The 15,576-nt window shown below is 51.6% G+C and carries 11 protein-coding genes and 1 tRNA gene; 7 read left to right on the top strand and 5 right to left on the bottom strand.

From position 1 onward, the window contains the following. Window positions 1-156: 156 nt before the first annotated feature. Window positions 157-546 carry a GlsB/YeaQ/YmgE family stress response membrane protein gene (locus EI42_RS07070; RefSeq protein WP_211326065.1) on the top strand — a complete coding sequence of 130 codons (390 nt, stop codon included), beginning with the start codon at window positions 157-159 and terminating at the stop codon, window positions 544-546. A 25-nt stretch (window positions 547-571) separates the two neighbouring features. Further along, entirely contained in the window at window positions 572-757 is a 186-nt protein-coding gene (locus EI42_RS07065) for a hypothetical protein (protein WP_111320289.1), read from the top strand. Window positions 758-819: 62 nt separating this feature from the next. Here the strand turns inward: EI42_RS07065 and EI42_RS07060 are convergent, their stop codons facing one another. Then, window positions 820-1,782: a DMT family transporter gene (locus tag EI42_RS07060; RefSeq protein ID WP_111320287.1), complete on the bottom strand. Its 963-nt coding sequence runs from the start codon at window positions 1,780-1,782 to the stop codon at window positions 820-822. Window positions 1,783-2,302: 520 nt separating this feature from the next. Between EI42_RS07060 and EI42_RS07050 the strand changes: the two genes are divergently transcribed. Together EI42_RS07050 and EI42_RS33145 are read left to right on the top strand one after the other, a co-directional pair. Further along, window positions 2,303-3,583 (top strand): alkaline phosphatase family protein, encoded by a 1,281-nt coding sequence (locus EI42_RS07050; RefSeq protein ID WP_111320283.1) that lies wholly within the window; start codon window positions 2,303-2,305, stop codon window positions 3,581-3,583. A 231-nt stretch (window positions 3,584-3,814) separates the two neighbouring features. After that, entirely contained in the window at window positions 3,815-4,042 is a 228-nt protein-coding gene (locus EI42_RS33145) for a hypothetical protein (RefSeq protein WP_211326064.1), read from the top strand. Between the two features lie 180 nt (window positions 4,043-4,222). Here the strand turns inward: EI42_RS33145 and EI42_RS07040 are convergent, their stop codons facing one another. Beyond that, the gene (locus tag EI42_RS07040) at window positions 4,223-6,982 is read right to left on the bottom strand and encodes an ABC transporter permease (protein ID WP_111320279.1); all 2,760 of its coding nucleotides are present in this window, start codon (window positions 6,980-6,982) and stop codon (window positions 4,223-4,225) included. After that, window positions 6,979-7,725: an ABC transporter ATP-binding protein gene (locus EI42_RS07035; protein WP_111320277.1), complete on the bottom strand. Its 747-nt coding sequence runs from the start codon at window positions 7,723-7,725 to the stop codon at window positions 6,979-6,981. Before EI42_RS07035 ends, EI42_RS07040 begins: the two co-directional genes overlap by 4 nt. A gap of 635 nt (window positions 7,726-8,360) precedes the next feature. Between EI42_RS07035 and secD the strand changes: the two genes are divergently transcribed. Further along, on the top strand, window positions 8,361-11,156 hold the full coding sequence (gene secD / locus EI42_RS07030) for a protein translocase subunit SecD (protein WP_111320275.1): 2,796 nt from the start codon (window positions 8,361-8,363) through the stop codon (window positions 11,154-11,156). 110 nt (window positions 11,157-11,266) lie between these two features. Further along, window positions 11,267-12,187, top strand: coding sequence for a VOC family protein (locus EI42_RS07025; RefSeq protein WP_170142423.1), 921 nt, complete (start codon window positions 11,267-11,269; stop codon window positions 12,185-12,187). Window positions 12,188-12,228: 41 nt separating this feature from the next. Here EI42_RS07025 and EI42_RS07020 read toward each other — a convergent pair whose 3' ends face one another. After that, entirely contained in the window at window positions 12,229-12,873 is a 645-nt protein-coding gene (locus tag EI42_RS07020; RefSeq protein ID WP_111320271.1) for a hypothetical protein, read from the bottom strand. A 124-nt stretch (window positions 12,874-12,997) separates the two neighbouring features. Further along, window positions 12,998-14,971, bottom strand: a complete 1,974-nt coding sequence (locus tag EI42_RS07015; RefSeq protein ID WP_111320269.1) for a Ppx/GppA phosphatase family protein — start codon at window positions 14,969-14,971, stop codon at window positions 12,998-13,000. A 197-nt stretch (window positions 14,972-15,168) separates the two neighbouring features. Between EI42_RS07015 and EI42_RS07010 the strand changes: the two genes are divergently transcribed. Further along, window positions 15,169-15,252: transfer RNA gene (locus EI42_RS07010), tRNA-Leu, on the top strand. Window positions 15,253-15,576 lie beyond the last annotated feature (324 nt).

The raw sequence follows: 15,576 nt of genomic DNA, 5'->3' as shown, positions 1-15,576 counted from the left end.
CGTACAAAGTATAACGCTGAAAAGCAGATTATGCTATCCTTCTTCCCCATATTCGCAACAAGAAAACTGGAAATTCACCGGCTTGAAACTGATAAGCAGACGCAAACCGTAATACAGGTAAGCATAACAATGGCATTTATAAGTACAGGAATATAGATGACCAAATGGAGGGTTGACATTATGACTTCGTTTATGGTTTTTGCCAGTGATGTCACCATCAAAGTGGGTGGCAACGTGTGGACTATAGGGCTTGATCTTATCATCTATCTGGTAGTAGCCGCCGTTCTCGGGCTGATTGCTGAGTATATTGTAGGCTGGCGTGTGCCCTTTGGTATTATTGGCGCCATTGTGGCCGCGTTAGTTGGTATGTGGCTGTTGACAAAGGTTATCGTTATCGGCGGGATCGGAGATTACTATATCCAGAATATCCCCGTCTTTCGGGCGTTAATCGGCGCGATTCTGTTTGTCGGCCTCTGGCATCTGATAACGTATGGTTTCTATCGTCGTCGTTATCATACCCGACATCACACGCCGATCACTGAATAGCACATGGAAGGGGTGAAAAGCACTTATGGCAAAAGAGAAGAAACAGCCAAAAGAGCATGTAAAGGGCGTAGGCCCAAAGGAACAGCGCGAGTACGAACACATTAAAGAGTCAGCCGAAAAGAGCGGGCGCTATGGAGATCGTGCGGAAGAGGTGGCAGCACGCACCGTTCTGAAGCATCACAAAGAGAGTCATCACAAAAAAGGCGAGTAAGCAAACGCAAAGGCCGGGGCGGTTTTTCCACCCCGGTTCTTTTGTACAAAGTATTGTCTATTTCAGATCGCGACATCATTGACTGCCCTCTGTCTCACAGGCTCCTTCCGTTCCCAGATCTTCTTCAACAGAAGTTTCTTGAGATCGAGATGCTTCAACTGAGAAAGCAGCACTCCGCCCAATGTCAGCACCGCACCAAGCCATTGAAGCGATGAGAGCGTCTCTCGCAGCAGGAGCGCTGCCAGCAGCACCCCGAAAATGGAGGGAAGGTAACTATAAATTGTGAGCCGCACCACTCCTACTTTTGTTAACCCATAATTCCAGAGCAGATTTGTCAGCACTGTTGCCCCCACAGCAGTAAAGAAAAGGGAGCCCCAGACTCCCCAGGGAAGCCCTGTCCAGTGTACGTTCTGCACATCAGCAGCCCCCAACGGGAACAGTGAAAACGCTCCCGCAAAGATCGTCCAGGTCGTCACGCGCAGCGCCGAATAGCGCTCAAGCGTGCGCTTATTCAACATCGGCAACAGGCCATTAAGGATGCCAGCAATAAACAGCAGCAGGATGCCGAGCCCGCTCCCGGCTGTCAGCGCTACCATTGCCCCCTTACCCAACACCACCATCACCATGCCCGCACAGGCAATCAGAATCCCTCCGAGCATAATACCGGTCAGCTTTTCACGCATCAGTAGCGAGGCAACAATAGTCATCACCGCTGTAGTAAAAGCAGTGATCAGCGCTCCCATCGTGGCGTCAACCAGCGCAGAACCGTAGAGAAAGAAGACCTGCTGTAGCCCAAACCCCACGATCCCCGCGAGTAGAACCCGTAGTAGCAGCGTCCGCGAAAGCTTGATAGTTCCTTCTACACGTTTCAGAATAAAGAGAATAAACAGACCAGCCAGCAGAAAACGCAGCGTTCCTGCGATCATCGGTGGCACATAATTCAAGACAATTTTGACCGTACAATAATTCAGGCCCCACAACAGACTGGCACCAAATACCGCCAGTTCAGCCTTATACGCCTTCACTTCTTCGCCCCTTTAATTCATTTCCATTCCCAATAAGCAAACAAACCAGATATCTCATCTAGAAGACCGCTCGCCCGTCATAGCCGCGCAGGCAAGCGAATCTTGCAGGTCCCATGTACTAGCGACGAACTGCCAGGCCGAGCAGCCACGGAAAAAAGGAGAATCTCACATCCTGCCAGAAAAACCTCAACCTTTGTGAACAAATAGCCGAGCGCTATGGGCAAAATGTACATATCAGAGCGATAGATCAAGGAATATCAGGATGCATACAGGAGAAAAAAGGATACTCTCTCTGGCACATGAAGAGCTACGTTCAGAAAAAATACCTAGATGAAGTACACAAGCAACTTGATGATGTTATAATGCACCCATACAAAACGTACCCAGTATTCGCATATATAGCTGAGCTTCTATCAGTATCATTGCTCATTATTCGTGTTATGATTCAAAGACAGAGTACATTTCAAGAAAAGGCAGAATGCATGCTTAATCTCTGCCCTATAGAGGGAGCACGACTAAGATGTTAAACGTGGCTTCTCTGAAGACAGTCAACCGGGCAAAGTTCTCACAACGTTTTGTCCGGCCGTGTTACGATTCGTACTGCTTCGCCAACCTCCCCTCGACAATTACACACCTGCTTACAGGTACACCCGCACAGCCCGATATCCCAGCAGAAGCATTTGCAGATCTACCAACGCGTTACGATAGAGTGGTTTTCTTCTATATTGATGCGTTTGGCTGGAACCACTATACCCGGAATCAGGATAAATACCCATTCCTGCAACTGGCACAAAGAGAGGGGACTATCTCGAAGATCACGTCTCAGTTTCCGTCAACAACTTCCGCCCATGTCACCTGTATTCATACCGGCTTGAACGTCGGACAAAGTGGTATCTATGAATGGAACTATTACGAACCGCTAGTAGACGAGATTATCTCGCCGCTGCTTTTTTCCTATGCCCGAGATAAGATCGAGCGCGATACCCTGAAACGGTCCTCTATTCCTCCTGCCGACTTCTTCCCTCAGCAAACGTTCTACCAGAGATTGCAGACACACGGGGTAACATCGCATGTCTTTCAATATCAGGCATATACGCCATCAACCTATTCTGACATCGTTTTTCAGGGGGCCAATGTCCACCCCTACGATACCTTTACCAATGCGCTTGACCTGCTGAGTGAGCAATTACGACAACCGTTCACAGGACCGACCTATTATTTTCTCTACTTTGACCGGATCGATACCATCAGCCACAACCATGGTCCCTATTCCCGGATGACAGAAAACACCATCGACTATTTTTTGAACACGATGGACCAGTTCTACCGTTCCCTTCAGGGTAAGGGAGGCAATACGCTGCTGATCATCACTGCCGATCATGGCCATGTACCGGTCGATCCACAGAAAACCTTCTATTTGAATCTGCAACTACCCTCCCTGACACGCTATATCAAGACCAATCGTCAGGGAAACCTGATTGTCCCCGCGGGTTCTCCGCGGGATATGTTCCTCTATATTCAAGAAAAAGCAGTTGATGAGGTCATCGCCACTTTACAAGAGCACCTTTCGGACAAAGCGGAGGTCTATGCCACCAGTGAACTGCTGGAACAGGGCTTTTTCGGCACACAACCACCCTCACCCCAATTGCTCGAACGGTTAGGCAACGTTGTCATCCTGCCCTACAAATATGAGACTGTCTGGTGGTATGAAGAGGGAAAATTTGAGATGCATTTTCAAGGCCATCATGGAGGATTAACCCCTGACGAGATGGAAATACCGTTAATTCTGCTTCCATTATAGCCAGCCGGAACAGATGAGAAGCGAATGATTTGACGGCATCAATCATCTACAGTATGCTCTCCTAAAGCAGGAAAGCGAAGAAGATAGTATGCACGAATCGCATAAAAAGGCTTGAGCGGAGCGCATGGCGGCAATACAGCTACATACGACACCTTCTCAGCCGGGAACGCGACCTGATCTGACAGGTAACCTCTCACTATCACAGATCCGGGCACTCTTTCTCTCTGTTGAGTGAGACCCTGCACCGTTGGCCATGTTGCTCGACAGCTTGGTACAGGTATCTCCACTGCCGAGCATCTGGTTGAGCGACTGGCCCACCTTGATCTGCTTGTCCATGCTGAAAAAGAGCAGGATCAGCTCAACACCATTGTAGCCGCCACGGTCAGAGGTGAAAGCTTCTCTATGCGATGTCGAGAAGCACTGCACCTCTTTGGCGAATGCATGAACGAGATACCCTGAACGTTTTTCTGCATGGCATCCAGGCACCAGCTTCCAACACTCCACCTTCACGGAAGCGCTCATTACCATCCCGGCTAACTCGCAAGACGTACCTGTTTTTTCCTCGTTTTCCCATATGCAGAGGGATGCACTCTCTAAAAAGAACAAGAGGGGAAACCAATCGCTTCCCCCCTTCGTATCCTACTCGTATCGAAGCACTTCCAGCGGGCGCACCCGGACTGCCCCCCAGGCTACCAGCGCCGCCGTCAGCATTGCAAGCAGCGCGGAACCGAGGATCAGGCCCAGCGCGATAACGCTACTGACACCAAAGCTCGATTGAAACACCAGCGAGCCTAGCAACGATGTTGAGAGCGTCACCAACAACATCGCGACAAGCGCACCGGCCCCACCGATCACGCCATTTTCTAGCATCACCTCACCGAGAATCGAGCTACTGGTATAGCCCACCGCTTTCAGAATACCAAGCTCGCGCCGCCGCTCAAGCATCGCCAGCGCAACAGCATTCGCGATGATAATCACCCCGGCAATTAGCGAGAGAGAGGCGATGGTGGTCAAAGTCAGCAGGATATTATTCAACATCTGGTTTATGAAGTCTCCAAGATTGGCAAGGTTCATCACCAGGGCATTGGGCACCACTTTCCCAACCTTATCAACCGCCGCGTTCAGCTTCTCAGGGTTAATCTTCAGAAAGAAGATCGACTGCTCGACGCCACCCGGCGAGAGCGCCTTGACGGTGTCTCGGGTTCCGATGATGGGGTAGAAGTTGGTGCCAAAGCCCGTCTGCGAGTAGATCCCGACGACGGTCACCGTTTTCATGCTCTTACGGTCATTCCCGCCGAGCGTGATCGTATCCCCTACTTTGAGATGCAGCGGATCAAGGCTGGCAAGCTGCCAGGAAACCAGCACGTTATCAGTTCCGGCATCTTGCGGCCCCAGATTACGCCCCGCTGTAATGGTGGTCTCTTTTCCCATCACGGGGATCTGATTGTTGCCCACATCGTACCCCTCAATGCCACTCAGATAGTAGAGCGTGCCACTTCGGCCAAGCGACGAGGTAGAGGGTCGATCCTTCTCACCTGAGGGCAACAGCTCCCTGATCGGTTTCTTATTCACCGCCACAGGCATCGTTGAAGCCAGGGTATGCTGCTGCGAGAGCGTGAGGCCGGGCAGCGAAGGCAGCGTATCCTGAAGCTTCTTTGTATCATCGCCACTGGTAATCGAGATCACATTGAAGCTCAGCGCCTTCGCAAGCACATCGTTGACCTGTTGCCGGAGGTTCTGCCCGAGCACCAGAATCAGGCCGATGGTGAAGATACCCACAAAGAGCGCCAGCATCGTTGTAGTCGTACGCACGCGCTGCCGTCCGAGATTCCGCAGCGCCATCATGATATTCGCCTTCCAGGTACGCGGCAAGAAAACGACCACAAGTCCCAATAGCGAGACAAACAGGAGTAACAGACCAAAGGGCGGCAACAGTAGCGCAATGCCAGCCGAGCAGGCAATTCCCAGAACCACCAGCAGGGTATAGGGCAAAGTCAGCCGCTCGGGGACGGGCAGCTTGCTGATCAGTAGCGCCAGCAGGCTGAAGAAGAGACTCAAGATCAGTAACAACACAAAGGTGCCATAGACAGACACCACACCAAGCAGGATATCATTCTGCAGAATGATAATTGCCAGCACACAGAAAAGCACCGACAGCAATAATACCAGCCCGACTGTCAGCAGGCGGCTACCAGCTCCCTGCCCCTCTGGGAGCTCACGAATAACATTCAGCGGTCTGATATTAGCAGCCTGAACGATGGGCAACAAACCAAAGATCAGAGCAGTGACCAGGCCGATTGCCACCCCGCCGGACACAATCACTGGATCGATCACAAACGGAATATTCAGTTGAAACGTGTGCTCGACAAGGCCACGCACCACATAACTTACCGCGATCGAGGCTCCCGCGCCGATGATACCGCCGATCAAGCCGAGCAAACCGGTTTCCAGTCCAAAGAGCAGGTAGAGGTCAAAGCGCCGATATCCGGTTGTCTTTAGCATGGCAATTTCCATCTTGCGCCGCGAGAGCAAGACCTGCATGGTATTCACAATACCGACGCCACCAATCAACAGAGCAAGCAGGCCAGAAATCTCTAGAAACTTGCGGATATTGTCAAGCGTCTCTTTCTGGCTTGCAACGGCATCATCCACCGTCTGCACTGTCGCCACAGGCAACGCGCTACGCAACTGCTTGGCAGCCTCGTTGGCCTTCTCTTTACTGGCTGTAGCAATATTGATGGTATCGTAGGTGATCTCTTTGTTTGACAGCGCTGCCTTGTAGTCGTTGGCCGAGAGCAGAACCACGCTTCCAGCCTGCGCCAGCACTCCACTATCCGTCACAATCCCAGCGACCTTGACTTTTATTACTCGCGCCTCACCGGCACGCTGTGAGCCAATTCGCAAATCAAACGTATCACCGATCTTCTTCTTATATTGCTCGACGAATGGCGTGGAGACAATGATCTGCTTCTCTTTCAGCAGGTCGGCAATCTTGCCATTCTGCGGCTCGGTAAAGGTCGGAGGTGTTACCAGAGGATACACCGCCGGATCAACAACGCGCACAGTAAATGTCTCACGCAATGAAGAACTGGCCGCCCCGGTCGATCCCTGCGCGTTCAGCACAGGTGTATATGAGACAATCACCCCATCCTTCTTCAGACGCTCAACCTCGTCGAGATCCTCTTTCTGGAATGGCTGATTTCGCGAAACAACTCGAACATCGCCCCCGTTGGCATCGCGCACATTGCTCGTAAACGCGTTATCAATCATAAAGCCGACAAGCTGCAACGCCACAATCGCCATGACGCCGACGGCGACACAGAAAATCGCCAGCAACGTGCGCTGGCCACCCCTGGCCAGAGAGCGCGTCGTATAGTTGAAGTACATCGAAGCCTTCACTGTGTAATTCTCCCGCCAGAGGCATCAAGCTCGGCAATCTGTCCATCAACAATGCGAATAGCTCTATCCGCATGCGCCGCTACATTTGGATCATGCGTCGCGATAACAAACGTTTTCCCGGTCTGCTCGCGCAAATTCGCAATCAAATTGAGAATATTTTCGCCGTTGCGTGCATCCAGGTTGCCAGTCGGCTCGTCGGCAATCACAATGGCGGGATCGGTTGCCAAAGCCCGTGCAATCGCCACGCGCTGCTGTTCTCCTCCTGAGAGCTGACTGGGACGATGCGAGAGTCTGTGAGAGAGCCCGACCAGTTCCAGCAATTCCCGGGCCCGAGCGGAGGGAGAGCCTTTATGTTTTCCGACGTAGAGCGGAACCTCGACGTTTTCCTGCGCTGTGAGAGTAGGGATCAAATTGTATGCCTGAAACACCATACCAATCTTCTGATTCCGGACCGTTGCCAGTTGTCCTTCATTCATCCGAGCGATATCCACCCCATCAATCAACACCTGACCGCCAGTCGGATTATCCAGACCGGCAATAATGCCCAGAAGGGTACTTTTTCCTGAGCCAGAAGGGCCCACAATAGCGACAAATTCGCCTCGGGCAATCTGAAAACGAATACCTTTCAAAATCTCTATACGTTCTCTTCCAAAGGGGAGGCTTTTCGTAATATTGCGAACATCCATCACAACCTGCTGTGTTGTTATTTGGGCCTGTTCTACACTTTGTACGGTTGAATCCATAAAGGTCCTTCGCTCCTTTAATAAACAGCAATCAGATTCCTCTTTCTGATTATAACACGATATATCGTTAACCAGAGAATAGCCGCAGCGATGTGCGGGAACAGCAAGGAGAGCGGACAGCCTGAGAGCAAGCATGCCATCTCTTCTCCGAACCATTGGTACTGAACAGGCAAACGAAACGGGAAAGAAAACCGTTGTATTAGATAGGCAAACTGCCGACCTGTTAAAGAGTACTGGTTCGCATAGTATACGATTCATGTGGTGTATTTGATCGCATTGAAGCCGAAGGTGCCTGCACTTCTCTCGGAGAAAATACCTGAGAATATATCGACCGCATCACTCCTTTTCAGGATAGGAATAGTGCAAAAAGAGATAACACATGCCGGATAGTGGTATAGGCAATGACAATCAACTATGCTATACTGCACTGTAATTCATATATACGCGCATCCGCGTCCTTAAAACTAACGCAAGCGGTATGTATCATAGCAGAATCAGTGTCATAGAAAGGCGACACAATTTGGCTCCAGAAGCCGCATCAAGGGACGTTTTTTGTTGCGCTCAGGGAAGACGGGCAGTCAGATTGTACACCCTTCAAATCAACCAGACTCTTTGAGTGAGAGGAAACAGTACATATGCGCCGAGGATCAACACTCACACTCCTCATTCTCATTATCTTATTAGCCATGGGCGCATCATTCGTCGTCTTCTGGCCCAACGCCAGCCAGCAAGGCGGGAAGCCCCTATATGGTATAAACAACCCGTTTCAGGTCACGCTTGGTCTGGACCTGCAAGGCGGCGTACGCGCTCTTCTGATACCCAACGAGACGAAACAACCTTCTGACGAGAACATGAACACCGCTCGTACCCTGATTGAGCAGCGCGTCAACAAAGGCCTCGGGGTCAACGAACCAGTTGTGCGTACGCAGAAGTCGCTCGATGGACAGCAGAGTATCGTGGTAGAGCTTCCGGGCTACAACACCGGTAACCAGCAAGAAGAGATCGAAACGCTGCTGAAAACCGGTAAGTTGGAGTTCTGGAACACCGGCCCGACGCCGCTACAGAACGATACCATGTTTGATCCGGAACAGTTCAAGCAGTACAACAATAATTCAACCGAACCACTTTTCAAAGGCGATGACCTTAACTCCCCGGACCTTACCGTCGGCCAGAACCCGCAAACCGGTCAGTACGTGATCCAGTTCGCGATGAAGGGCAGTGCGGTCGATCGGCTAAGCAAGTTCACCGCAAATAATCGTGGCAGCTATATGACAATCACCCTGGATAGAAAAGTCATTTCTTCTGCCGTGATTCAAGATCAGCTTCCGGGCAAAGGTGAGATCAGCGGTAATTTTACGCTACAAGAGGCACAGCAGCTTGTCCAGATGCTGAAGATTGGTGCACTGCCAATTTCCTTTAAGATTGCCAGTATGGATACCATCGGCCCGACGCTCGGTCACGACTCGATCATAAAAAGCATCTATGCCGGTGCGATTGGTCTGGCGATCATTATCCTCTTCATGCTCATTTACTACCGTCTCCCGGGTCTGCTGGCAGACATTGCCTTGATTCTCTACTCTCTTTTGACCTTCGCGATCTTTAAGATGATCGGCGTTACGATGTCACTGGCCGGGATTGCTGGCTTTGTCCTCTCAATCGGTATGGCCGTTGACGCAAACGTGCTGATATTTGAGCGCGTCAAAGAGGAGCTACGAGAAGGGAGGTTGCTGGCACAGGCGATCGACCATGGTTGGTCCCGCGCATGGCCTTCAATCCGTGACTCGAATATCTCGACCACCATCACCTGTGCAGTACTCTATATCTTTGGTACGACCTTTGGTGCGACCATCATTGTCGGCTTTGCAACTACCCTGTTCCTGGGTGTTGTGATCAGTATGTTCACCGCTATCGTGGTTACCCGCACCTTCCTGAATCTGCTGGTCCCGACTGGCGTGATCAACCATCCGGCGCTCTTCGGTCTGCCCTTTGGCACGACCGGTACCACCCGCACCAAAGAGACACACACAGATGAAAACGCGCACATCTTCCATCTGGCGAAGCATCGTTACTGGTTCCTGGGTGTCTCCCTGCTGGTGATTATCCCGGGCATCATCTCGCTGTTCGCCTGGGGTCTCAACGTCGGTATCGACTTCAAAGGCGGTTCCAGTGTTGAGCTTGTACCGCAGAAGACGATCGCTAACACCGAAGATGTTCGCGACATGCTGAAACCGCTGAATCTGCACGACTTACAGGTTGTCTTCTCGACGAACGAGGCGCTCCAGCCAAGTAAAAAGGTCTGGATTCAGCTCAATACGCAGGTCAGCAAGAACGTCACCGATTACATCACCAATACCCTGCAAAAGAAATATCCAAAGTCCCAGATTCAGCTTGGTATCGATACCTATACCGATACCAACGGCAAGAGCTTCAGTGTGGTTGCCGTCAACGGTTTGAACCCGATTCCGTCGACAGACGAACTAAAGCAGGTTCTGGGCACCCTGCCCAAGTCCTCTGAGGTAACCAATAACGAAGCCAGCGCCCAGCCGACCGCGACCGCTCAGGCGACAAGCACGCCAAGCGCAACGGCCACAGCTCAGCCGACCGCGACATCGAAGCCGGAAGAGGGCACCATTCCCGTCAATATCGTGAACATCACCACCGGTGACCCCGGTCAGAAGGGCCAGACCATCAGCCTGATGACCAGCACGAGCTTTGAAGGCAAAGGCCCGGTCGGAAGCATTCAGAACGAGTTCCTGAAACATGGCATCTATACTCAGCTTCAGAGCAGTAGCCACATTGGCGCTTCTGTGGCGGAACAGACCCGCTGGTATGCGGTCTACGCAGTCGCAGCCGCCTCGGCCATGATCCTGCTCTACATCTGGTTTGCCTTCCGGAAGATCCCGCGTCCGTGGCGCTATGGCGCATGTGCGATCATCGCCATGCTGCATGACGTCCTGATCGTGATTGGCATCTTCTCTATTCTGGGTCACTTCTTCGGTATCCAGATTGACTCGCTCTTTATCACAGCGCTGCTCACGGTTATCGGTTTCTCGGTCCATGATACGATTGTGGTGTTTGACCGTATCCGTGAAAACATGCGCATCAGCACAACAGAGACCTTCGAGCAGGTGGTTGACGCCAGCCTTGTACAGACAATGGCTCGCTCGCTGAACACCTCGCTGACAGTGCTCTTTACGATGCTGTCCCTCACGCTCTTCGGAGGAAGCGGCAGCGTGCATACCTTCACGCTGTGTCTGCTGATTGGTATCTTCTGCGGTACCTACTCCTCCATCTTTAACGCCAGTATGCTGCTGGTCGTCTGGGAAAAGGGCGAACTGGGTCTGAAATGGCTACGCAGAAAAGGAAATGAGGAGCCTTCGGGCAAACGCTCACATGTGAGCGATCGTGAGCTTGCTCGCTCACGTGGCTAAGGCTTGAGTCCAACGAAAAACGCGCCAATTGACAGAGTTTATTAAAATAAATGTCAGTTGGCGCTTTTTCTTTTTGTTCTCCCTATTCCTTTTCAAAGAGGAGCTTCTACATGTTAACAGGATTGGATCATATCATTATCGGCGTAGATGATCTGGAGCGAGCGACAAGCATCTTTAACGACTCACTTGGGCTGGCCGTAAGTGGAGGAGGCGAACATCCCACAGGAGGAACCGCGAACCGGATCATTGTCATTGGTGATACCTATCTGGAACTGATCACAGTGCGCAAGCCCGAAGAAGCTCAGCAAAGCATGCTTGAGCGGATGGCGAAAGGAAACGGCTACTTCAATTATGTCATTGCCTCAAATCGAATTCATAGCGACAGTGAGGCCATCCAACAGCGAGGAATCTCGGTCATCGGCCCATATGCAGGAGAGCTGAAAAGCTCGGATGGCAAGTATCGCGGCTGGATGCGTACTGATATTGAACGCTCAGATCTGGTACAGCGCTATCCATTCCTGATTCAGCATGATAGCACTGGAGAAGAGCGACGGTTCCGTCTGGCTGGCTGGCAAACGCCCCCGGCACATCCTCTCGGCGCAACCAGAGTATATAGCGTGGCAGTTGTGGTGCAAGACCTTGAAGAGGCAACCGCCCGATACCAACGCATTTTCGGCCTTAATCCATCGGAACCATTTTCCGGACAGGAATTCGGGGTAGATGCCAATTACGTCTCTTTCTCCTTCAGCGAGAGCAGGCAACGTATTTTCCTGATAGCGCCTCTATCAACAACCCTGGAACCAGAAGATGCCCCCGCACATCTTCCAATGCCAGGAGCGCTGGCCGGTTATCTTCAACGCCTCGGCGAAAGCATTTGCTATATGACCCTGGAAGTCGCTGACCTGACAGAGGCACGGCATTATCTTGACTCGCACCACGTCCCTTATACCTATCAGGCTAAACCGCGTCCACTGCTCTGGATTCACTCCGCCCATGCCTGCGGAGCCACGATTATCCTGTATCAGCAATAACAAGAGACGAGCGGGCAGCATATCTGCCCCTCGTAGAGAGTTTACGCTTCTTGAACGGTCAGACGAAGCTTGCGCCGAAATACTTTCTCAAACAAATCGGCCTTTTCGTATGCATGCTGCAACTCTTCATCCAGATCTGCCAATGGACGAGCCTTGAGCTGGATAGTCCAGACCTTCGAGTTGCACCCCTCAGGATCAGCCATCAGCGACAGGACCCGGCCATCATGATTGAAGTCCAGTGCATCAGCAACGCGAAGAATAGCAGAGAGAGCGGATACACGCTTTCGCGCCTGAGGACCTAACACAGCGTACTCCTCATGGTCCTCGCTTGGGAGGGCCCGCCGATGATAGCGTGCAATACAGGCAATCTCGTGACGCTCCTCATCGGTAAAATCAGGTAACCTGGTATTGCTGATCAGACGAAATGAGTGCTTATGATGTTGACGCTGCTCTACGATCATCCCCGTATTATGCAAGAAGGCCGCTCGATCTAATAAACGTCGTGCATGGTCATCAAGCTTATGAAGCGATTGTGTTGCATCAAAAAGTTCCAGGGAGAGGCGTTTCACATGCCGAGCATGCGGCCAATCTTCCACAAGCAATCCTCCACTCATCCATAGTTCCTCTGCGGTCGGTTGGGCCTCTTGCCACCATTGTAATTCCTCTACCGAACTCGGCTTCGTCATAAGAATCCTCCCTATCTTTCCGGCTTAAACACCGGCTGCTCTGTCTGGGGCTCATACATCACCAGTATTGGCCGCTTGTTTAGAACGGATAGATTGATAAAGAGTAACATGTATCTCTCCCTCATTATGCACACAAGACCGCCAGAATTTCACCTCTAAAATCTCGCTCTTGCAGCTTTTTCCAATGCTGTCGAAACACACGGTATTGTTCTTTACGCCGCCCTTCAACACGAGCAAGTAATTCACGCAACCCTTGCGCTTCAAGCGGAGAAAGATCGGTCCTTGCCTCCGTCAGATAGGCAAGTAGTTCCGGATCCAGACGCGCCAGTCCCTCTTCATGTGCCTGTACGGCCAGGCAGAGTTGTATCAAAGCAATCAATACATCACTATCATGAAGCTGGCCCAGTTCACTCTGTATCTGCTCCACTTCTTTCGCCAGCTTCCGACAGAGAGGCGGCAAAACATCCTGAAAAAGCTCAAGACTATAGCGTAGTCGTTTAGCGGCAATCCGCATTTTATGCAGCTCATGGACCGGACCATTCTCTGTTTCTACATACGCACTCCAGCGATACATTTTCTCAAGGTGTTCTTGAACCACTGAGCGGACGCACTGTTCTGTTGAGGCAGTCAGACGTTCGAGACTGGCCTGTGGGGCTTTCGCAGGCTCGGGAATGCTGGCCTGAAGGAGCGTATAGAGTTTGCGCGTATCAAAATCTTGCAAGTAATCAACCAGTAGCTGTTGATAGGTCTGGCGATAGTGCTCAAGCCGCCCCTTCAGCCAGTGAATTCCTGCCTCCTGCGCAGGCGATGCCTCCACCTGATATTGCGCGATATGCTTACTGATCACATCACTATCTCTGGCATTCCCGAGCATACGGGCAAGCTCTTTCACACGCCGCAAAGCCTTCTTCCACTTCCGGGGTCGGCTGACATCATGATAGGCACCCATCACTGCCCGCAAGCGCCGCGTCGCCACACGCATCTTATGGACCGCTTCGCTATCCTCGTTTGCCTCAACTTTTTCCCGCCACGCTTCCACCTTCAAGGCCCACTCTCGCAGAAGGCGGCGACCCGTTTCGCCAAAGGATTCAGAAAGCATCCGTTCAGCCTCGCCCTGCTGCTCAGCGTTCAGGAGTTCCTCTTCCTGCTCAAGCAGTTCAAGCCAGCGCGTTCCATAGCGCTCATAAACCAGCAGGGTTCCCTCACGAATACCATGTGAGCTCACCTGAATCGTTGAAAGGCCGAGCTGCTCCATCAGTGCATGAATGATCAGGGCTCCCGCAGGTAGGAGCCGTGCCCGCACCTCTGGAATACCATAGCGTTCTGTGATAGTTGCCGCCGGCCACTCCTGAAGCAAGTCCTCGCACTGACGTAGATCAGCCAGCGAAAGGGACGCGCCACGTTCAGGCACAGGGAAAGCCTCCTGTACGAGCCAGAGGAGCGTTCTGGCACTGCCGCCGGTGGCAATCAATGTTTCAGGACGATAAGGGATCTGCATTCCCTCAAAGTAGGTCTGCAAAAACGCCTGAGCGACCTCCATCTGCTCTTGCGACGGAGGATCAGCCAATAGATAGCGATCATGCAGCCAGCCCGACCCGAGGGGAACTGATACCCGCCAGTTTATCCGCATATGATGCGCAGTGACCAGTTCTGTACTTCCACCGCCAAGATCCATCACGCCGATCAGTTCGGGAACCGTGTTAGAGCGTACAGCCTCATAGGTGGCACCATAGAAGGTCAAAAGCGCCTCGGTCTCTCCTCCGATAAGCTGAACGGTCAGACCGGTTTCACGGGAAACAGCCTCGCAAAAAGCCAGGCTGTTTCGAGCCTTACGAATGGCTTCCGTCGCAACCACCAGAATCTGCACTGCACCATGCTGCTCAGCCAACGCCTTATAGCGCTGCAACACCGCGATCGCCGCCTTTTGTTTCTGCGCAGAAATGCTTCCTGAGGTATTGACGCTCTCGCCTATTCGCACTACCTCATCTTCATCAACCAGGATCTGTAGGTCATTCGGAGTACATGCAGCCACAACAATATGAATAGTATTGCTACCGACATCAATTGCCGCTCGTACAGGGGAGTTCTGCTCCAACATACATCAGATATCCCTTCTTTCGAGAATAGAGGCTTCATGCGAAGCAATAAAGATGGATTAATTATAGCATCGGGCTGAAAAGTCTTTCCAACCGAGCAATTATCTTGAGGGATCTGAAAATGTGCCAGGAAACCTATTGACAAAGCTGAGAAGATCCTGTATTATACACCGTGTTCAAAGGAACACAAAAGACAGACGCCGAAGTGGTGAAACTGGTAGACACGCAACGTTCAGGGCGTTGTACTCGCAAGGGTGTGTGGGTTCGAATCCCACCTTCGGCACTTCAAGACCTCGGGTATTTACCCGAGGTCTTTTCTTTTTGCCTGCAATTCCCTGTCGCCGACACACCAGCTTCGGTGGCAGGGACCTCTTTTTCAAGTACTGATATATCCCCATAATCGGAACTCTGTCTCTTTCTCCCCGTTTTCGCTGTGAAAATGGCGTAAAAAGTGGGTCCATTATTCCTTCTCAGGCGACACTGGAATTGGTGGCAGTGCCCTTTTTAATCAAGAGGTTATTCTACACTCTCTATGGTAATGAAGGATCAGTTCTTCTAAAAAGAAAGGACGGGAGTTCTGTGCAAGGCAAAACACTGGATTTCGGAG

Origin of the sequence: Thermosporothrix hazakensis (assembly GCF_003253565.1) — a bacterium.
GTDB classification, from domain to species: Bacteria; Chloroflexota; Ktedonobacteria; order Ktedonobacterales; family Ktedonobacteraceae; genus Thermosporothrix; species Thermosporothrix hazakensis.
Note: the sequence above shows the minus strand (reverse complement) of the source record. Positions and strands in the feature narration are given on the sequence as shown.